This is a genomic window from Providencia sp. LY12 (assembly GCF_057621555.1).
On record NZ_CM172594.1, the window covers coordinates 65,382 to 85,978 of the forward strand.

A 20,597-nucleotide genomic window follows, 5' to 3' on the forward strand; every position below is an offset into this window, starting at 1 on the left:
GTGGATAAGTGAATTTTCACTTTAAAGATCATCAAAGTGTAAAGGATCATATACTGTGAATGATCCGTGATCCTTTTGCGTATAAGCTGGGATCAAAACAGGGACTTATGCACAGGCCTTGGACGACCTAAAACTTATAATCTGGATAACTACCGGTTAATACCATGATCTTACCGGAGTTATCCACAGTTGTTTGCGGTTAATTTGAACAGATCAGAGTTCGTCTGCCCAAATTTTAACCCATTCTCCTGCGGGATCTTCAGGAATTTCGTGTTGCTGAACATCAATTTCGAAGCAATCACCGATCCTTTTTGCACCATGATCCTGTAATAAGGTATCAAGAGTATGGATCGCACCACAAAAAGTGTCATATTCCGAACTGCCAATTCCCACAGCACCGTACTTGATCTTACTCAGGTCTGGTGACTGAGATTGAATTGCTTCAGCTAACGGTTGGATATTTTCGGGAAGATCCCCTGCGCCATGTGTGGAGCTCACCACCAGCCATAACCCTTCAAGTGGTAAGTCATCTAGTTCAGGACCGTGCTGTATATCCGTTTCATAGCCGAGTTCTTCTAAAATCTCTGCCATATGCTCCGCTACATATTCGGCACTGCCCATGGTACTGCCACTAATTAAGGTTACTTTTGTTACGCTCATGGTCACTCTCTTTCACATTAACAGGGCGCTATTGTACGCTGTGAATGAGCTGGGATCTACCTGTGGATAATGTGGTTATATCATTTTTTTTCTACGGGGTGATCGTTCGCATGATCGGGTTCTGTAAGGAGATCAGCGTTTCGGTTGATTGTATTTCATCGATAGTCTGAATTTTGTTGATAAGTACATCTTGAAGGGAATCTATCGAGCGGCACATTACCTTAATAAAGATACTGTATTGACCCGTCGTATAGTAAACCTCCACGACTTCCTCTAAAGCATCCAGCTTTTTAAGGGCTGTATGGTAATCCTTGGCACTTTTTAAAATGATCCCGATAAAGCAGCAGACATCAAAACCCAATTGTTTTGCGCTGATATCGATACGGGTTCCTTTTATGATCCCAGCTTGCTTCATTTTTTCCACTCGCACATGAATAGTTCCGGGACTTACCGAGAATTTTTTGGCGAGTTCAGCATAAGGTGTACGTGCATTGACCATTAATTCGTGAAGTATGTCACGATCGAGATTATCGATTTGATAATTTTCTGGCATTATTTAGCCCTCGTTTTGATGATTATTCATTTTTATACCCATTTTTTTAATCAAAATAAATAGTAAAGGCTTTTTTTAATGATGGATATTGAATTTATACCTCATTTTGTTGCTTAATCTACACATCGGCTAATTACAGCTAACAAATTATGGGTAAAATTATGGACAAGTCATTCATCGAACATCAGCAACAAATCAGCTTTGTTAAATCTTATTTCTCACGTTTACTTGAAAAAGAGCTTGGCTTAATCGAAGTTCAAGGTCCTATCCTGAGCCGTTTAGGTGATGGTACACAAGACAACTTATCAGGCTGCGAAAAAGCCGTTCAAGTAAAAGTGAAATCAATTCCTGGTGCAACGTTTGAAGTGGTTCACTCTTTGGCTAAATGGAAACGCAAAACCTTAGGTCGTTTTGGTTTCAGCGAAGGTCAAGGTCTGTACACACACATGAAAGCGTTACGTCCGGACGAGGATCGCTTAACTCCAATCCACTCCGTCTATGTTGACCAATGGGATTGGGAAAAAGTGATGGCAGATGAGGATCGTACACTTCCTTATCTGAAGCAGACAGTGGGTAAAATCTATAAGGCAATAAAAGAAACAGAAGCTGCCGTAAGTAAAGAATTTGGACTGGCACCGTTCCTGCCAGACCAAATTCACTTTATCCACAGCGAAGAGCTGCTAAAACGTTACCCAGACTTAGACGCAAAAGGTCGTGAGCGTGCGATTGCGAAAGAATTGGGTGCTGTATTCTTAATCGGTATTGGTGGAAAACTGTCAAGCGGCGAATCCCACGATGTGCGTGCACCAGACTACGATGACTGGACAACCGAAAACGAAGATGGCTTCAAAGGCTTAAACGGTGACATCATTGTTTGGAACCCTGTATTACAAGACGCATTTGAAATCTCTTCAATGGGGATCCGTGTCAGTCCTGAATGTTTAACTCGCCAACTCGCATTAACAGGTGATGAAAAACGTATGGAATTGGAATGGCATCAAGCGTTAGTCAAAGGTGAAATGCCGCAATCTATCGGTGGTGGTATTGGCCAATCTCGCTTAGTGATGTTACTACTGCAACGTCAACATATCGGTCAAGTTCAGTGTGGTGTTTGGTCACCAGAAATGGCTGAAACTGTTGAAGATATGCTGTAATTAGCGATTAAAACGGCGCAGTAGTCGGCTCTTTAGCCCTGTATCAAAGCGCCAGATATGATCAAATATCTTCATGATACCGGGCTTCCCATAATTTGAGACTGATACCGCATGGAAGCGGTATTTACCCACCTTCTGAAGGGATTTTATCTTCTGAATTAACTCGTCCGGTAAGCGTTGAGCCACAAAGTCTGAAATAACAACCGCATCGGCATCACTCCACTGTTTTGACTCCAATTTTACTGTTGTTTCTCGCAAACATGCCGCTAAGTCTGTTCCGCCACGGAATGTTTGATGCAAGAAGCGCATGCACTGTTCTAAGCCATCTGCTGAGAGAAGATCATAATGAACAATTTCGGTGGAAAACAGCATCACATGGCAAGCTCGGTTATCCGCCAGCGCGATTTTCATTAAAGCGAGGCAGAATGCTTTTGCACAGCGTTCATTGATTCCACCCATCGAACCGGAAGTATCGATACAAACCACAAATGGGCCTCTAGGCTGATCTTCATGTTGATGATGAGTGACTGGGCGTAAAACTTTGCGTTCTTGCCAGCTTTCCCCTTGTAAACGATAGGTAATAAGCTGTTTCTCTAATAACTTACGGTAGAATTCAAATTCAATATCTTCGAGGCCTAGCATCGCAAGCTCAGCCGGTAATAGCCGCAGAATATCGTCACTCTGGTTTAAGCCATTCACTTGTTCAGGTACAGTTTCCGGGACTTTTTCCATCACCGTCATCGGCTCAAGGAGCACATTATCATCCAGAATAGATTTGGCTGATTGGCTACGCCCCAGTAGCTGAGCAATTTTTTCAAGCTCGGGTTGCTGGCGCAAAAAATCACTGTAGCGAGCGATTAACTGATCATTATAAGACGCTGGGTTATTAAACCCTTTGCTAAGATCCCACAATCGCCCTGATGAGCGTTCGTTTTCCCCTAGAATATCCTCAAGGTTTCCACTCAATGCTAAACGGCGCTGTAATTCCGCCAGCAATTGCTCTTTTTCTTGCTCTAAGAGCTCTTTATGTAATGTAGTCACCTGCAAAATCAAACTAATACGCCAACGCTGAACAATTAAAGATTGCCGTGCACTGCGATTTTCAATTTTGCCCTTTTGCAGTTGTAAGGCTTCACGGTAAAACGGGGAATCTAACTGCTCGAGCCGCGCTATCACATCGGGTAATTGCGTGAAGAACGTATCCGTGGGGATGCCTAATGACTTCTGATATAGCCCAAACTCTTCAGATAGTTGCTGAGGGACTAGCGCATCTTGCAGCTTCTGTTTAAGGTCTTTTTTCCAGCTGGAAAGATCTTTTAATAGCGCCTTTTTCAATCGAGGATGCTTTTCAAAGAAAACCGCCAGCTGTGGGGTGGCGAGAAGAGAAATAATAATCTCTTCAATCAGCTGGCTTTCATTCACGGAAAGCAATAATTCGAGGGACGCTAGGCTCATCATAATGAATTAGCCACTTTTCCCATAATTTGCTGGCGGAGCTGGGTCAGTTTATCGCTAAGTTTAATAAAGCTCTCTTCAACATCTGCGAGCCAATGCGCCTCGATAAACAGGTTAGGTTGCTGCTTCTCAAATTGGTATTTCGCCCCTTGGATCTCGTTTTGGATAGCATCAAGCTTATCTAGCCACTCTTTATTATTGGTTGTCGGCGCCGCTGTAGGATTTTTATCTTGTAAATATAAGGTTGATGCTTGATGGCTAACGTCTAACAGTTGGATTTGGTTTAAATTATTCACTTCAGCGGCTAGCTCTTGCGCGAAACCAATTCCATTAAGATGAGCGGATAATGTGGTGCCTTTATTAAGGAAATTTACCAGTGATTTTTTCTCGGTGGTAATAAAGGTCACTTTCATATTATGTAGCTGTAATGGGCGATGCAAAAATAGGGTTACGCGCCCTTCGCTAATATTATCAGGCAACACATAAGAGGCTTTTCGTGCAAACATTGCGTTATTTTTTAAAACTTTAAACGCATCTTGGTTATTTTGATCTTGGGTGGATGACATCCACTGTTGGTAAACTTGCTCAATTTCTCGCGTAAATTTACGCTGTTGCCAACCATCTTCTTGTACTAATGACTTGAGCAATTGGGGCAGTAGGTTCATTGACTGCATATCGTGCCATAGGCAATCTTTGAGCAGCACAATATCCAACGGCGAAACAGAGTTTCGACCATTAAAGAATGCGCTAGCCTGCAATAAATAAACGGCTTTTTTCCAACGTCTATCAGAGACATACAGATTCTTCTCTGTGGCATCAATTTGTTGGCGTAATTGATAAATCAATTCAAAACAGTGATCGGGCAGCGAAACCTTGGGAATTTCTTTTTGCCACTCGCGATATTCTTCTTCACTGATTTTTAGGTGATCAGGAACCAAATTCTCTTCTTGCTGAGATTTGCCTGTCAGCAGCGCGCGGAAATTTTGTTTCTCTTGTACTTTATCCAGCCAAATTCGCAGCAACATCCTATCAAACAGCGCTTCAAGGCTATTATCCGCATCGGGTAGTTCGTTGGATGCGGTGACTAGCAAGCGCATTGGGATATTTTTCTCTTCATCCCCATTACGGAATTTGCGTTCATTTATGGCAGTTAGTAAGGTATTTAAGATGGCAGGGCCTGCTTTCCAAATTTCATCCAAAAACACCACTTCCGCATCGGGCAGGTATCCTTTGGTTAAACGCTCATAACGCCCTTCATCTTTTAAGGCTTGAATGGAAAGCGGTCCAAAAATCTCTTCAGGGGTAGAAAAGCGCGTCATTAAATATTCAAACGCATTTGCTTGGCGGAAGGCATATTTCATGCGGCGGGCAATTAAGCTTTTCGCTATCCCAGGAGGCCCCAGCAAGAACACACTTTCCCCACTCAGCGTGGCGAGCAAACACAAACGAATAGCTTGCTGACGTTCATACAAACCACCTTCAAGGTAGTTGCTTAATTGGGCTATCCGTTCTGCTAATTGCATAAGGTGTTCCTTTTCTCTAAATAACTCGTCTAAGGGTTAGAGGGAGATGGTTATTGACCAAGCTATTGCTAGGTTAGCTGTCCTTTTATTCATTGTGCAATCAGTTTTGTGATTTTTCTTTGATGTTATTTCGGATAAAGAGCAACAAATTTACCTTGTAACGAACAACTGAGTATTAATTAGGCAGGAACGATTCAGCGACAACTTATTCAATAAGTTAGCTTTTTATGCGTAAAAATAGGCTAACGAAACGTTTCGATAGTGATCACAAAACCAAGATAAGAACATTGAGTTGTGACTGTTCTTTACTATTATTGTATAAGCGAAACGTTTCGCTCATGCAGAGTCGAAACTCAAAAGTAGAAAAAATAGACTAAAAACGGTGGTAAAGAATGAAGAAAGGTATGTTGCTTAACTCAAATGTTGCTTCCGTGATTGCAAAACTCGGTCATACCGACCATATCACACTGGGAGATGCAGGTTTACCCATTCCTGCCAGCGCTGAACGTATCGATCTGGCTGTGACGCAAGGACTACCGGATTTTATGTCTGTTTTGCGGGTGATCACCCAAGAAATGCAGGTAGAAAAAGCGATACTTGCTCAAGAAATCAGCAAAATAAATCCGCAAATGGAAAAAGCTATTTTAGCCCATCTTCATGAATTGGAAGCGGCGCAGGGAAATCATATTGAAGTCATCTATTGCAGTCATGAACATTTCAAGCAACGTACTCATGAAAGCAAAGCCGTGATCCGAACAGGGGAATGTTCACCATACGCTAATATCATTCTTTGTTCTGGTGTGACTTTCTGAGGTGACTATGCAACCTTTATTAGAACTTATCGGCATTGATAAAGCCTTCCCCGGTGTAAAAGCTCTCTCTGGAGCCGCCTTAAAAGTCTACCCTGGTCGAGTGATGGCGCTGGTGGGGGAAAATGGTGCGGGTAAATCCACCATGATGAAAGTACTCACGGGGATCTACAACAAAGACGCGGGCGCGATCCGTTACCTTGGTAAAGAAGTGGCGTTTAATGGTCCGAAAAGTTCCCAAGAAGCGGGGATTGGGATCATTCACCAAGAACTGAATTTAATTCCTGAACTTACCATCGCTGAAAACATTTTTTTAGGTCGCGAATTTGTGAACAAATTCGGCAAAATCGACTGGAAAAAAATGTTCAACGAATCAGACAAACTGCTCCAGCGATTAAACCTTGATTACGATAGCCACCAAACTATCGCCGAATTATCTATCGGTGAACAACAAATGGTGGAAATTGCCAAAGTTCTCAGCTTTCAGTCTCAAGTCATCATTATGGATGAGCCGACAGACGCACTTACCGATACCGAAACCGCCTCACTCTTTCGCGTGATTGAAGATTTAAAATCCCAAGGCTGCGGCATTGTGTATATATCTCACCGTTTAAAAGAGATCTTCGAAATTTGCGACGACGTGACTGTTTTTCGTGATGGCCAGTTTATTGGTGAAAAGCCCGTCAGTGAATTAGAAGAAGAAAAACTGATTGAGATGATGGTAGGACGCAAACTGGAAGACCAGTATCCACGAGTCGATGTACCTGTTGGCGATATTCGCCTGCAAGTTGAAAATGTTTCTGGCCCCGGTGTCACCAATGCCAGTTTCACGCTAAAAAGCGGTGAAATTTTAGGTGTTTCAGGTTTGATGGGCGCAGGACGTACGGAGCTGATGAAAATCATCTACGGTGCAGCTCCGAAAAAATCTGGCAATATCCAGTTAGAAGGTAAAAACGTCACCTTAAAAACCCCGCAAGATGGCTTGAATAACGGCATCGTTTATATTTCGGAAGACCGTAAGCGCGATGGGTTAGTGCTGGGGATGTCAGTAAAAGAAAATATGTCCTTAACGGCATTAGGTTATTTCAGCCGTTTTGGCGGCAGCTTAAAGCACAGTGAAGAACAGATGACCGTGGGGGATTTTATCCGCTTATTTAATATTAAAACCCCATCCATGGACCAAATTATTGGCAACTTATCTGGTGGTAACCAGCAAAAAGTGGCTATTGCCCGTGGACTAATGACACGACCGAAAGTGCTTATCCTCGATGAGCCAACCCGTGGTGTCGACGTCGGGGCAAAAAAAGAGATCTACCAACTAATCAACCAATTTAAAAAAGAAGGGCTGAGTATCATCCTTGTATCTTCAGAAATGCCTGAAGTGATTGGGATGAGCGATCGCATTTTGGTTATGCATGAAGGGCATATCAGCGGCGAATTCTCTGCCAAAGAAGCAACGCAGGAAGCCTTAATGGCGGCCGCAGTCGGTAAAAATTACGGCTCAGTTCAGGAGTTAACAGCATGAGTTCAACAACCGCACCATCAAAACGCTATTTCAGCAAAGCATGGCTAATGGAGCAAAAATCCTTAATCGCCCTATTAGTCTTAATTGCGATTGTTTCAACCCTAAGTCCTAACTTTTTTACGGTCAACAACCTGTTTAACATCCTGCAACAGACTTCTGTGAACGCGATTATGGCGGTGGGAATGACATTAGTGATTCTTACGTCGGGCATTGATTTGTCTGTGGGATCACTGCTGGCATTAACAGGTGCGGTGGCTGCATCGATGGTCGGTGCTGAAGTGAATGCCTTTGTTGCTGTCGCAGGAGCATTAGCGCTCGGTGCTGCAATTGGTGCATGCACAGGGGTGATCGTCGCCAAAGGTAAAGTCCAAGCTTTTATTGCAACATTGGTCATGATGCTATTACTACGTGGTGTAACCCGTGTTTATACCGATGGCAGCCCAATCAATACCGGCTTTAGCGATAATGCCGATTTATTTGGCTGGTTTGGTATCGGACGCCCATTAGGTATTCCTACCCCAGTATGGTTAATGGTTATCGTCTTTGCTGCAGCATGGTACATGCTGCACCACACTCGCTTAGGTCGTTATATCTATGCGTTAGGTGGAAATGAATCAGCGACCCGCTTATCTGGTATTAATGTCGATAAAATTAAAATTATCGTTTACTCCCTGTGTGGTTTATTAGCAGCGTTGGCGAGTGTGATTGAAGTTGCACGTTTATCTTCTGCTCAGCCAATGGCGGGTAACGGTTATGAACTGGATGCGATTGCTGCGGTGGTACTGGGTGGCACAAGCCTCGCTGGTGGTAAAGGGCGCATTGTTGGTACGCTGATTGGTGCGCTGATCCTTGGTTTCTTAAACAATGGTTTGAACTTATTAGGTATTTCCTCGAACTACCAAATGATCGTAAAAGCCGTTGTGATTTTATTAGCTGTACTTGTTGATAACAAAAAATAGTGATTCTGACCCCTACCCGATAACGACAGGAATTTTCTTATGAAACTGAATAAATTAGCGACTTTATTTACCGCTTTTGCACTAACAGCAACCGTCAGTGTGAACGCGATGGCCAAAGAGAGTATCGCGCTGGTTATTTCAACCCTGAATAACCCATTCTTTGTGACCATGAAAGATGCGGCACAAAAAGAAGCGGACAAACTGGGTTATGAACTGATTGTTTTGGATTCTCAAGATAACCCAGCGAAAGAGTTAGCGAACGTCCAAGATTTAACAGTTCGTGGTACTAAGTTAATGCTGATCAACCCAACAGACTCTGATGCTGTGGGTAACTCTATCCTGATGGCAAACAAAGCGAAAATTCCAGTGATCACTTTAGACCGTGCTGCGAACAAAGGTGAAGTGGTGAGCCATGTTGCCTCTGATAACCGCATGGGCGGAAAAATGGCAGCAGATTTTATCGCTAAGAAAACGGGCAATGATGCCAAAGTTATTCAATTAGAAGGAATTTCAGGAACGTCGGCTGCTCGTGAACGTGGTGAAGGTTTCAATACGGGTGCTAAAGAACATAAATTCAACGTATTAGCGAGCCAGCCTGCAGATTTCGATAGAACTAAAGGCTTGAACGTTATGCAAAACTTACTGACCGCACACCCTGCTGTTCAGGCTGTTTTTGCACAAAACGATGAAATGGCATTAGGTGCGTTAAGAGCATTACAAACTGCTGGTCGAGATGACGTTTTAGTGGTTGGTTTTGATGGTACAAATGACGGTATCAAAGCAGTTCAAGGTGGAAAGTTAGGCGCGACGATTGCTCAACGCCCAGATCAAATTGGTTTTGTTGGAGTGCAGATCGCAGATAAAGTATTAAAAGGCGAGAAAGTCGAAGCAACAGTTCCTGTTGAATTAGAACTCGTGGTAAAACAATAGTTTTATATAAAATAATTATCCTTGATAAAACAAGAAGATTGATAAATCGCCGTGAGTTTAGCGGCGGTTTATTTAATTGCGCAGCAAAAGGACATAAATGTGATGGCAGCAGCTAAACTGGTTGTTTTAGGTAGTATCAACGTTGACCACATTCTCAATGTGCAGCAGTTTCCCCAGCCTGGCGAAACAGTAAGAGGTGATAGTTACCAAGTTGCTTTCGGTGGCAAAGGTGCCAACCAAGCGGTAGCCGCAGGTCGTAGTGGCGCTGATATCACATTTATTGCTTGTGTCGGTGATGACGATGTCGGTGTTAGTATCAAAAAACAGCTGCAAAAAGATACAATTAAGATTGATTGTATTGATTCAGTTGCTGGTGAAACAACGGGTGTTGCACTCATTTATGTAAACGGGCAAGGCGAAAATATTATTGGGATCAATGCGGGAGCCAATGGTCATCTTTCTACAGAACGACTAGCCGCATATCAGCAAAAAATTATCGATGCTGATGCTTTATTGATGCAGCTTGAATCGCCAATTGAAACTGTTCAAATGGCCGCTGAGATCGCGCGTAAACACCAAACTCAAGTGATTTTAAACCCAGCGCCTGCACAAGCGTTGCCAGATTCGCTACTGTCGCTGGTGGATGTGATCACGCCGAATGAAACGGAAGCGGAGCATTTAACGGGCATCGCTGTTAATGATGAAGAAGGCGCACAAAAAGCAGCGCAAGCACTGCATCAAAAAGGCATTAATAAAGTGATGATTACATTGGGCGCCAGAGGGGTTTGGTACAGTGAATCAGGCAAGCAAGGGAAAATAATTCCGGGCTTTAAAGTGAAAGCGGTGGACACCATTGCAGCAGGTGATACATTCAATGGGGCGTATGTAACTGCGCTACTTGAAGGTCAGTCTGATGAAGATGCGATTGTCTTTGCCCATGCGGCGGCTGCAATTGCAGTGACACGTCCTGGCGCACAACCTTCTGTTCCATGGCGTAATGAAATAGACCAGTTTCTTCTTCAATAGGATCAATTTGTGGCAACAATGAAAGATGTTGCTCGCCTTGCTGGCGTGTCAACATCCACCGTCTCCCATGTTATCAATCAAAATCGCTATGTTAGCGAAAGCGTCACTTCACGGGTAAAAAGTGCCATCGAACAACTCAACTATGCGCCATCGGCCTTAGCGAGAAGTTTGAAGATGAACCGCACCAATACCATCGGAATGTTACTGACTGCCAGTAATAACCCGTTTTATGCGGAAGTCGTGCGTGGTGTAGAACGTAGTTGCTACGAATTGGGTTACAGTTTGATCCTGTGCAACACCGAAGGGGATTTCAAGCGAATGGATCATAGCTTAGAAACCCTTCTGCAAAAACGCGTCGATGGGCTTCTTATTATGTGCACCGAAGCGCAGGGTCCATCCAAAGCCGTATTTTCTCGTTATCCGTCCGTTCCTACAGTAATGATGGACTGGTCTCCGTTTGAATCAGCCGGAGATATTATTCAGGATAACTCGTTCCTCGGCGGTGAAATCGCCACGCGTTATTTAATCGATGCGGGGTTTACTCGAATTGCCTGTATTGCCGGTCCTCAAGATAAATCTCCCGCACAAGCGCGTTATCAAGGTTTCCTTCATGCCATGAAGGCGGCATCCCTCAAAATCCACGAAGAATATATTATCTTTAGCGATTTTGAATTTTCAGGTGGGTTTGATTCGATGAATAAACTTTTGGCGTTACCGAATCCCCCAGATGCTATTTTTGCGGGGAATGACGCGATGGCGGTCGGTGCCTACCAAGCGATTTACCAAAAAGGCATGAAAGTGCCAGACGACATTTCCATTATTGGTTATGACGATATTGCACTTTCTTCTTATATGATCCCACCACTCACTACTGTTCATCAGCCAAAGGATGAACTTGGTCAGCAAGCGGTTAACCAACTCATTTATCGAATGGATAACCCAGATGCGGAACCCTCTGTTTTAGTCTTAACGCCAAAACTCGTGGAACGCCAATCAGTGAGGAAACGCTAATTCTGCGTTTTCTCAGATTTTTTGCCTTTGCCTTTAATTAAATTATCGCCATCGGTTTTACTGAGTAATAGAAACACAAAGGCAGAAAGTAACGTAATAGCCCCGATAGTAATAAAGGTGTAATGGAAGTTATCCACGACATTACTATTTGGCTGGTTATCAAAAAAGCTCAAAATGGTGGCGCTCACTGCGATCCCAAAGCTAATCGAAAGTTGCTGAGTCACTGCGAGCATACTGTTACCGGCGCTAGCGTTATTATCCGTTAAATCCGCTAAGCAAATGGTATTCATGGCAGTGAACTGGGTGGACATCACCATTCCTAAAACAAACAACGGAACGATAAGCAGATAAATCGACATATCTGGAGATTGCAGCGAAAACTGCGAGACCATCAACCCAATAATCACCGTGACAGTAAATAGCGTATTACGATATCCAAATCGGGTTAGAATTCTTGTGACTGCGGATTTTGCTGTAATCGAGCCAATGGCCAGCGGAGCCATCATCATTCCCGCCACCACTGCTTCATAACCAAATCCCACTTGTAGCATTAATGGCATTAAGAATGGAATGCTTCCTGTACCTAATCGCGTGGCGATATTACCGCTAATACCGATGGAAAAGGTTCTCGTCTTAAATAAGTTGAGCGGAATAATGGCGTGCTTAATGCGCCTTGCGTGGAATATATAAAGAAGAAGACAAAGAAAACCGCCCAGAACAATCGCTAAAGGTATATAGCTAGATAATGATTTATCGCCAAACAGATCTAAACTGACCGACAGCATGACCAAGCCAAACCCAAATAAAAGAAATCCAAGGGTATCAAACTTACGCTTTGGCATTTTAAAATCAGGCATATGCTTTAATGCATACACAATCCCAAGTACACCAATAGGGATATTAATAATGAATATCCAATGCCATGTGGCATAAGTGACGAGAATACCACCTAATAGAGGTCCTAAGATGGGGCCGACTAATCCAGGGATAGTGACAAAATTCAATATAGGCAGAAGTTCACTGCGCGGATACGCCCGAATTAATGCGAGTCGCGCTACTGGCATCATCATCGCCCCGCCAATTCCTTGGATAACGCGAGAAATAACCAGCACTGTTAATGAAGGGGAAAGAGCGCAGAGCAATGATCCTAAAGAAAACAGAGAAACCGCAATAATAAAGATACGTCGAGTACCAAACCTATCGGCAAACCAACCACTCACCGGAATTAACAGTGCAACTGTTAGGGTATAGCTCACCACGGCAGATTGCATCGCTAATGGAGAGTGATGCAAACTTTTGGCGATATCAGGCAGTGCCGTATTCAATATTGTGGCATCTAACGCTTGCATAAAGAAAGCCATCGCGGCAATCCATGGCAAACCCGACATATTTTTAGCAGTTTTAAACATCCGTTACCTATCGATAAATTTGGTGAGCGAATTCGTTCTGTTAGCTTATTTGTTCATTGTCGTTAATAAGGTATAGCAGAGATCGTAAGCTTCACGACTATTGCCGTTAATAATAGCATCAGCAAGTTGTTGATGAAGTTCCACTTCAATCGCATCATTTTCTGTTATTGCATCAAAATAAAGCTGGTACACCGACCTAAACAGATTCGCGAACGAAATTAAAAACGGATTACAGCACGCCCGATAGATAGTGAGATGAAAACGAAAATCAACTTTTATCCAGTGAGGTCTATCGAACTCTTTTTCCAAGGTTACCATTTCATTTGATAGTAATTGCAGAGACTGTTTTTGTTCTTCTGTGGCATTCAGTGCAGCGAGATAGCAAGCTTGAGGTTCAATAGCGAGGCGAACAACTTGAAAATGCTTAATCACCACGGACTTTTCTTCGCTATTAATCCACCAATTTAATAAGTCTTGGTCGAGAAAGTTCCAATTCGATGCGGGCATGACTCGTGTACCAATTCGAGGACGAGCTAAAACCATGCCTTTTGCCGCTAATGTCTTAATGGCTTCTCTTATGGCGGTTCGGCTTGCATTAAACTGCTTTGATAATTCTAATTCACTGGGAAGAATAGAGTCAGATAAGTAGGTGCCTTTTAATATGAGCTGTCCAAGACTCCGCGCAATAATAAAAGAGAGGTTTTTTTGTGAGGCATTTTGTTGCTTGCTCAATTCCATAATTCATCTCATACAGATACTAATCAATGATATGTTACGTGAGTAAATCAATTATTGCTGCTGAAATAGTCAAAAAACAGTAGTAATTTACGCTATTAAGTCATATTTGGCTAAAAAAAGCGCGAACGAAATAAATATGTAAAAAAACACTTGCGAGATTTTGGGAGCTCCCTATAATGCGCATCCGTTGTCACGACAAACCGGCTCGAAGAAAACCTCGAAGCCCCGTGATAACAGAGGTGAAGAAAGAAAATAGTTGAAAATAATCGCTTGACTTTCTAAATAAAAAACGTAGTATACGACACCTCGCGACAACGACCTAAAGTCGATAATCAAAAGATTAAGTCGCACCGCTCTTTAACAATTTATCAGACAATCTGTGTGGGCACTCACAGGACACTATCAAAAAAATATTTGATTTTAAGTCTTGAAGAGTGACTAACACGTTAATTCATATATATGAACTAATAGGTAATTTGGTTTCTTCGGAAATCAAACGACAGTAAACATTCTTTGAGCATCAAGCTTTTTAATTGAAGAGTTTGATCATGGCTCAGATTGAACGCTGGCGGCAGGCCTAACACATGCAAGTCGAGCGGTAACAGGGGAAGCTTGCTTCTCGCTGACGAGCGGCGGACGGGTGAGTAATGTATGGGGATCTGCCCGATAGAGGGGGATAACTACTGGAAACGGTAGCTAATACCGCATAATCTCTTAGGAGCAAAGCAGGGGAACTTCGGTCCTTGCGCTATCGGATGAACCCATATGGGATTAGCTAGTTGGTGAGGTAATGGCTCACCAAGGCGACGATCCCTAGCTGGTCTGAGAGGATGATCAGCCACACTGGGACTGAGACACGGCCCAGACTCCTACGGGAGGCAGCAGTGGGGAATATTGCACAATGGGCGCAAGCCTGATGCAGCCATGCCGCGTGTATGAAGAAGGCCTTAGGGTTGTAAAGTACTTTCAGTTGGGAGGAAGGCGTTGATGCTAATATCATCAACGATTGACGTTACCAACAGAAGAAGCACCGGCTAACTCCGTGCCAGCAGCCGCGGTAATACGGAGGGTGCAAGCGTTAATCGGAATTACTGGGCGTAAAGCGCACGCAGGCGGTTGATTAAGTTAGATGTGAAATCCCCGGGCTTAACCTGGGAATGGCATCTAAGACTGGTCAGCTAGAGTCTTGTAGAGGGGGGTAGAATTCCATGTGTAGCGGTGAAATGCGTAGAGATGTGGAGGAATACCGGTGGCGAAGGCGGCCCCCTGGACAAAGACTGACGCTCAGGTGCGAAAGCGTGGGGAGCAAACAGGATTAGATACCCTGGTAGTCCACGCTGTAAACGATGTCGATTTGGAGGTTGTTCCCTTGAGGAGTGGCTTCCGGAGCTAACGCGTTAAATCGACCGCCTGGGGAGTACGGCCGCAAGGTTAAAACTCAAATGAATTGACGGGGGCCCGCACAAGCGGTGGAGCATGTGGTTTAATTCGATGCAACGCGAAGAACCTTACCTACTCTTGACATCCAGAGAACTTAGCAGAGATGCTTTGGTGCCTTCGGGAACTCTGAGACAGGTGCTGCATGGCTGTCGTCAGCTCGTGTTGTGAAATGTTGGGTTAAGTCCCGCAACGAGCGCAACCCTTATCCTTTGTTGCCAGCGATTCGGTCGGGAACTCAAAGGAGACTGCCGGTGATAAACCGGAGGAAGGTGGGGATGACGTCAAGTCATCATGGCCCTTACGAGTAGGGCTACACACGTGCTACAATGGCGTATACAAAGAGAAGCGACCTCGCGAGAGCAAGCGGAACTCATAAAGTACGTCGTAGTCCGGATTGGAGTCTGCAACTCGACTCCATGAAGTCGGAATCGCTAGTAATCGTAGATCAGAATGCTACGGTGAATACGTTCCCGGGCCTTGTACACACCGCCCGTCACACCATGGGAGTGGGTTGCAAAAGAAGTAGGTAGCTTAACCTTCGGGAGGGCGCTTACCACTTTGTGATTCATGACTGGGGTGAAGTCGTAACAAGGTAACCGTAGGGGAACCTGCGGTTGGATCACCTCCTTACCATTGAAGTGTACTTGTGAAGTGCTCACACAGATTGTCTGATGAAATAGAGTAACGGTATCGATAGGCTTGTAGCTCAGGTGGTTAGAGCGCACCCCTGATAAGGGTGAGGTCGGTGGTTCAAGTCCACTCAGGCCTACCAAAATCGAATTGATGCTTCGTTATAACTCAGCTCGTTTACCAGACGTAAACGTCGCCAAGTTATGCCTTGCCTAAATTCGATTTAACTCAAAATTCTTTCTTAGTGAGAGAATCGATACTGGAATTACCTTTATGGGGCTATAGCTCAGCTGGGAGAGCGCCTGCCTTGCACGCAGGAGGTCAGCGGTTCGATCCCGCTTAGCTCCACCATAAACTTTCTGATTATTCAGAATAGATTAGAAATAGTCTATTGCGAATAATTATGCTCTTTAACAATCTGGAACAAGCTGAAAATTGAAAACAACGCACATTGTTTATCGCTTAAACAATGTGAGAGTCTCTCAAAAATCTCAACTTGAACGTGTTTTTCAAACACACAAGCGAGTGGCATGAGCGAGCAGTGTGAAATTCAAGGTGGACAGCGTGCAGCAAGCGCAGCGTACATAAGTACGTGAGCATTGCGAACCCTGCCCAACGAAGAAGTTCACCACGCACAGCCATGACGTTTCGTGTCGTCTGATAAAAAGACACCTTCGGGTTGTGAGGTTAAGCGACTAAGCGTACACGGTGGATGCCTAGGCAATCAGAGGCGATGAAGGACGTGCTAATCTGCGATAAGCGTCGGTAAGGTGATATGAACCGTTATAACCGACGATTTCCGAATGGGGAAACCCAGTGCAATTCGTTGCACTATCGTTTGATGAATACATAGTCAAACGAGGCGAACCGAGGGAACTGAAACATCTCAGTACCTCGAGGAAAAGAAATCAACCGAGATTCCCCTAGTAGCGGCGAGCGAACGGGGAGCAGCCCAGAGTCTTAATCAGCATTAGCATCAGGAGAACGGTCTGGAAAGGCCGGCAGTAAAGGGTGATAGCCCCGTATCCGAAGGTGTTAGTGTTGTGAACTCGACGAGTAGGGCGGGACACGTGTTATCCTGTCTGAATATGGGGGGACCATCCTCCAAGGCTAAATACTCCTGATTGACCGATAGTGAACCAGTACCGTGAGGGAAAGGCGAAAAGAACCCCGGCGAGGGGAGTGAAATAGAACCTGAAACCGTGTACGTACAAGCAGTGGGAGCACCCTTGTGGTGTGACTGCGTACCTTTTGTATAATGGGTCAGCGACTTATATTCTGTAGCAAGGTTAACCGTATAGGGGAGCCGTAGGGAAACCGAGTCTTAACTGGGCGAATGAGTTGCAGGGTATAGACCCGAAACCCGGTGATCTAGCCATGGGCAGGTTGAAGGTTGGGTAACACTAACTGGAGGACCGAACCGACTAATGTTGAAAAATTAGCGGATGACTTGTGGCTGGGGGTGAAAGGCCAATCAAACCGGGAGATAGCTGGTTCTCCCCGAAAGCTATTTAGGTAGCGCCTCGTGAACTCATCTTCGGGGGTAGAGCACTGTTTCGACTAGGGGGTCATCCCGACTTACCAACTCGATGCAAACTACGAATACCGAAGAATGTTATCACGGGAGACACACGGCGGGTGCTAACGTTCGTCGTGAAGAGGGAAACAACCCAGACCGCCAGCTAAGGTCCCAAAGTCATAGTTAAGTGGGAAACGAAGTGGGAAGGCTCAGACAGCCAGGATGTTGGCTTAGAAGCAGCCATCATTTAAAGAAAGCGTAATAGCTCACTGGTCGAGTCGGCCTGCGCGGAAGATGTAACGGGGCTAAACTATGCACCGAAGCTGCGGCAGCGATATGTAAATATTGTTGGGTAGGGGAGCGTTCTGTAAGCCTGTGAAGGTGTGCTGTGAGGCATGCTGGAGGTATCAGAAGTGCGAATGCTGACATAAGTAACGATAATGCGGGTGAAAAACCCGCACGCCGGAAGACCAAGGGTTCCTGTCCAACGTTAATCGGGGCAGGGTGAGTCGACCCCTAAGGCGAGGCAGAAATGCGTAGTCGATGGGAAACGGGTTAATATTCCCGTACTGGTGATAATTGCGATGGGGGGACGGAGAAGGTTAGGCTGGCCGGGCGACGGTTGTCCCGGTTTAAGGATGTAGGCAGGTGAATTAGGCAAATCCGGTTCACTATATGCTGAGGTCTGATGACGAGTCACTACGGTGGCGAAGTAGCTCATACCCCGCTTCCAGGAAAAGCCTCTAAGCTCTAGATTATCATTAATCGTACCCCAAACCGACACAGGTGGTCAGGTAGAGAATACTCAGGCGCTTGAGAGAACTCGGGTGAAGGAACTAGGCAAAATGGTGCCGTAACTTCGGGAGAAGGCACGCTGGCATTAGGTGAAGTGGTTTACCCATGGAGCTGAAGCCAGTCGCAGATACCAGCTGGCTGCAACTGTTTATTAAAAACACAGCACTGTGCAAACACGAAAGTGGACGTATACGGTGTGACGCCTGCCCGGTGCTGGAAGGTTAATTGATGGGGTTATCCGTAAGGAGAAGCTCTTGATCGAAGCCCCAGTAAACGGCGGCCGTAACTATAACGGTCCTAAGGTAGCGAAATTCCTTGTCGGGTAAGTTCCGACCTGCACGAATGGCGTAATGATGGCCAGGCTGTCTCCACCCGAGACTCAGTGAAATTGAACTCGCTGTGAAGATGCAGTGTACCCGCGGCAAGACGGAAAGACCCCGTGAACCTTTACTATAGCTTGACACTGAACATTGAGCCTTGATGTGTAGGATAGGTGGGAGGCTTTGAAGCGTGGACGCCAGTCTGCGTGGAGCCAACCTTGAAATACCACCCTTTAATGTTTGATGTTCTAACGTAGCCCCGTAATCCGGGGTGCGGACAGTGTCTGGTGGGTAGTTTGACTGGGGCGGTCTCCTCCCAAAGAGTAACGGAGGAGCACGAAGGTTGGCTAAGCATGGTCGGACATCATGCGGTTAGTGCAAAGGCATAAGCCAGCTTGACTGCGAGAGTGACGGCTCGAGCAGGTACGAAAGTAGGTCTTAGTGATCCGGTGGTTCTGTATGGAAGGGCCATCGCTCAACGGATAAAAGGTACTCCGGGGATAACAGGCTGATACCGCCCAAGAGTTCATATCGACGGCGGTGTTTGGCACCTCGATGTCGGCTCATCACATCCTGGGGCTGAAGTAGGTCCCAAGGGTACGGCTGTTCGCCGTTTAAAGTGGTACGCGAGCTGGGTTTAGAACGTCGTGAGACAGTTCGGTCCCTATCTGCCGTGGGCGTTGGAAGATTGAAAGGGGCTGCTCCTAGTACGAGAGGACCGGAGTGGACGCACCACTGGTGTTCGGGTTGTCATGCCAATGGCATTGCCCGGTAGCTAAGTGCGGAAGAGATAACCGCTGAAAGCATCTAAGCGGGAAACTTGCCTTGAGATGAGTCTTCCCTGACCCTTTAAGGGTCCTAAAGGAACGTTTAAGACTAAGACGTTGATAGGTTGGGTGTGTAAGCGTAGCGATACGTTGAGCTAACCAATACTAATGAACCGTGAGGCTTAACCTGACAACACCGAAGGTGTTTTTGAGATGAGAGATTGAGTTGATTCAATGACAGTGACGCCAAAGGGTAGTCACACAGCTTGTTCAGGATTGATGTTCTGGTTTAGGTAAAGACTTAAACGGGAATAAACAGAATTTGTCTGGCGGCAATAGCGCGGTGGTCCCACCTGACCCCATGCCGAACTCAGCAGTGAAACGCCGTAGCGCCGATGGTAGTGTGGGGTCTCCCCATGTGAGAGTAGGGAACTGCCAGACATTAAATTAGCCGAGAAGCCACCCATTGGGTGGCTTTTTTGCGTTTGAGGTACTGAAAATTGCAAGAAGTCCCTATACTGGGTTGTTCTTACTCAAAGAATATCTCCATCTGATGATCAGAACCGCAGTGATCCAACGAAAAGTCGTTTCTACTTGGTATTCTAGCTATAAAAAAACCAGCCATAAAAATCACTATTCTTATGATTGATTAAAATTAATAATCGCTCATAGAAATTAATTGATTATCATTTAAGCATCTAACACATTATTCCGTCTCTAGTTTTTACTCCATACCTTCTCATAACCACTCTAATGTAAAATATAATAGGTAAGTATTGTTAAATTGATGTTTAATTTTATTATTCGTATACTATTAAAAATGGTTATTTTTAACCAATTAAGATGTTGAATTGTTAAATTTAGCTGAAAGAAGATGAGCATTCATCAAATAGGTGGGTTATATGAATAAAATGAAAAGTAACAATAGCCAGATTTTTGAGCAGATTATTTCTGTGAATAAACAGCAAGAGAATGAATTTAACAATGGACAAGATGGCGCCATTATCCTTTCACTGTTAGTGATGTTTTTTGTGCCCTTCTCTTTACTCGTGATGGTGAAAAATCACCTTGGGTTAGAGAACAATGCCATGGCAATTGTTTCAGTGGTTGTTCTTAGTATTGGGATTGCCGCTGGTTTATATAAAAGCTTTAGAATCGGGGCTAAGTTTGTTGATAAACGCCCTATGTTGGAGCAATTGCTTTCGCGTTATACCCCTAAAGATAAAGTGGAATATCAAACGTTACTGGCTGAAAAACAAAGTAACCCTCAAAGCTTTTACTCTTTAGTGGAAGATTGGCTAGCAATAGAAAAACGCGCTTACGCCAATTAAGTCTAAGCATTAAAAAAAGCGACTCATTTGAGTCGCTTTTTTG

General features: G+C 44.7%; 14 protein-coding genes, 2 tRNA genes and 3 rRNA genes. 13 read left to right on the forward strand and 6 right to left on the reverse strand.

Features of this window, described 5'->3' with window-relative positions; genetic code table 11:
* Positions 1 to 213: 213 nt before the first annotated feature.
* Both mioC and asnC read right to left on the reverse strand, forming a co-directional pair.
* Positions 214 to 660 carry an FMN-binding protein MioC gene (mioC, locus tag ACY3ZI_RS00270; RefSeq protein ID WP_211887558.1) on the reverse strand — a complete coding sequence of 149 codons (447 nt, stop codon included), beginning with the start codon at positions 658 to 660 and terminating at the stop codon, positions 214 to 216.
* A gap of 91 nt (positions 661 to 751) precedes the next feature.
* Positions 752 to 1,213, reverse strand: a complete 462-nt coding sequence (asnC, locus tag ACY3ZI_RS00275; RefSeq protein WP_036950600.1) for a transcriptional regulator AsnC — start codon at positions 1,211 to 1,213, stop codon at positions 752 to 754.
* A 161-nt stretch (positions 1,214 to 1,374) separates the two neighbouring features.
* Here asnC and asnA point away from each other — a divergent pair, with 161 nt between their 5' ends.
* Positions 1,375 to 2,367: an aspartate--ammonia ligase gene (asnA, locus tag ACY3ZI_RS00280; protein ID WP_036950599.1), complete on the forward strand. Its 993-nt coding sequence runs from the start codon at positions 1,375 to 1,377 to the stop codon at positions 2,365 to 2,367.
* On the opposite strand, the gene viaA is transcribed toward asnA, so the two are convergent.
* The gene (gene viaA, locus ACY3ZI_RS00285) at positions 2,368 to 3,825 is read right to left on the reverse strand and encodes an ATPase RavA stimulator ViaA (RefSeq protein WP_211887556.1); all 1,458 of its coding nucleotides are present in this window, start codon (positions 3,823 to 3,825) and stop codon (positions 2,368 to 2,370) included.
* The gene (gene ravA / locus ACY3ZI_RS00290) at positions 3,822 to 5,345 is read right to left on the reverse strand and encodes an ATPase RavA (protein ID WP_154603242.1); all 1,524 of its coding nucleotides are present in this window, start codon (positions 5,343 to 5,345) and stop codon (positions 3,822 to 3,824) included. Before ravA ends, viaA begins: the two co-directional genes overlap by 4 nt.
* Positions 5,346 to 5,737: 392 nt before the next feature.
* On the opposite strand from ravA, the gene rbsD reads away from it, so the two are divergent.
* The 6 genes from rbsD (at position 5,738) to rbsR (ending at position 11,605) form a co-directional block, all read left to right on the forward strand.
* Positions 5,738 to 6,157: a D-ribose pyranase gene (rbsD, locus tag ACY3ZI_RS00295; RefSeq protein ID WP_108479112.1), complete on the forward strand. Its 420-nt coding sequence runs from the start codon at positions 5,738 to 5,740 to the stop codon at positions 6,155 to 6,157.
* A 7-nt stretch (positions 6,158 to 6,164) separates the two neighbouring features.
* On the forward strand, positions 6,165 to 7,679 hold the full coding sequence (gene rbsA, locus ACY3ZI_RS00300) for a ribose ABC transporter ATP-binding protein RbsA (protein WP_187128539.1): 1,515 nt from the start codon (positions 6,165 to 6,167) through the stop codon (positions 7,677 to 7,679).
* A complete protein-coding gene (gene rbsC / locus ACY3ZI_RS00305) occupies positions 7,676 to 8,638 on the forward strand; it encodes a ribose ABC transporter permease (protein WP_036950589.1) in 963 nt (320 codons plus the stop codon). Before rbsA ends, rbsC begins: the two co-directional genes overlap by 4 nt.
* Positions 8,639 to 8,677: 39 nt before the next feature.
* A complete protein-coding gene (gene rbsB, locus ACY3ZI_RS00310) occupies positions 8,678 to 9,568 on the forward strand; it encodes a ribose ABC transporter substrate-binding protein RbsB (RefSeq protein ID WP_487375786.1) in 891 nt (296 codons plus the stop codon).
* Positions 9,569 to 9,670: 102 nt separating this feature from the next.
* The gene (gene rbsK, locus ACY3ZI_RS00315) at positions 9,671 to 10,594 is read left to right on the forward strand and encodes a ribokinase (RefSeq protein WP_154603246.1); all 924 of its coding nucleotides are present in this window, start codon (positions 9,671 to 9,673) and stop codon (positions 10,592 to 10,594) included.
* 9 nt (positions 10,595 to 10,603) lie between these two features.
* The gene (gene rbsR / locus ACY3ZI_RS00320) at positions 10,604 to 11,605 is read left to right on the forward strand and encodes a ribose operon transcriptional repressor RbsR (RefSeq protein WP_487375787.1); all 1,002 of its coding nucleotides are present in this window, start codon (positions 10,604 to 10,606) and stop codon (positions 11,603 to 11,605) included.
* Here the strand turns inward: rbsR and mdtD are convergent.
* Positions 11,602 to 13,014, reverse strand: coding sequence for a multidrug transporter subunit MdtD (gene mdtD / locus ACY3ZI_RS00325; protein ID WP_211887552.1), 1,413 nt, complete (start codon positions 13,012 to 13,014; stop codon positions 11,602 to 11,604). The genes rbsR and mdtD overlap by 4 nt on opposite strands.
* 45 nt (positions 13,015 to 13,059) lie before the next feature.
* On the reverse strand, positions 13,060 to 13,752 hold the full coding sequence (locus ACY3ZI_RS00330; RefSeq protein WP_211887550.1) for a FadR/GntR family transcriptional regulator: 693 nt from the start codon (positions 13,750 to 13,752) through the stop codon (positions 13,060 to 13,062).
* A 530-nt stretch (positions 13,753 to 14,282) separates the two neighbouring features.
* Between ACY3ZI_RS00330 and ACY3ZI_RS00335 the strand changes: the two genes are divergently transcribed.
* From ACY3ZI_RS00335 to ACY3ZI_RS00360, 6 genes are all read left to right on the forward strand, one after another.
* Positions 14,283 to 15,822, forward strand: a 16S ribosomal RNA gene (locus tag ACY3ZI_RS00335).
* A gap of 65 nt (positions 15,823 to 15,887) precedes the next feature.
* A tRNA-Ile gene (locus tag ACY3ZI_RS00340) sits at positions 15,888 to 15,964 on the forward strand.
* A gap of 133 nt (positions 15,965 to 16,097) precedes the next feature.
* Positions 16,098 to 16,173, forward strand: a tRNA-Ala gene (locus ACY3ZI_RS00345).
* 334 nt (positions 16,174 to 16,507) lie between these two features.
* Positions 16,508 to 19,413: ribosomal RNA gene (locus ACY3ZI_RS00350) — 23S ribosomal RNA — on the forward strand.
* Positions 19,414 to 19,548: 135 nt separating this feature from the next.
* Positions 19,549 to 19,664, forward strand: a 5S ribosomal RNA gene (gene rrf / locus ACY3ZI_RS00355).
* Together the 16S, 23S and 5S rRNA genes with 2 tRNA genes alongside form the textbook arrangement of a ribosomal RNA operon.
* 461 nt (positions 19,665 to 20,125) lie before the next feature.
* Complete coding sequence (locus tag ACY3ZI_RS00360; RefSeq protein WP_211887986.1) at positions 20,126 to 20,554, forward strand: hypothetical protein; 429 nt, start codon at positions 20,126 to 20,128, stop codon at positions 20,552 to 20,554.
* Positions 20,555 to 20,597: the final 43 nt, after the last annotated feature.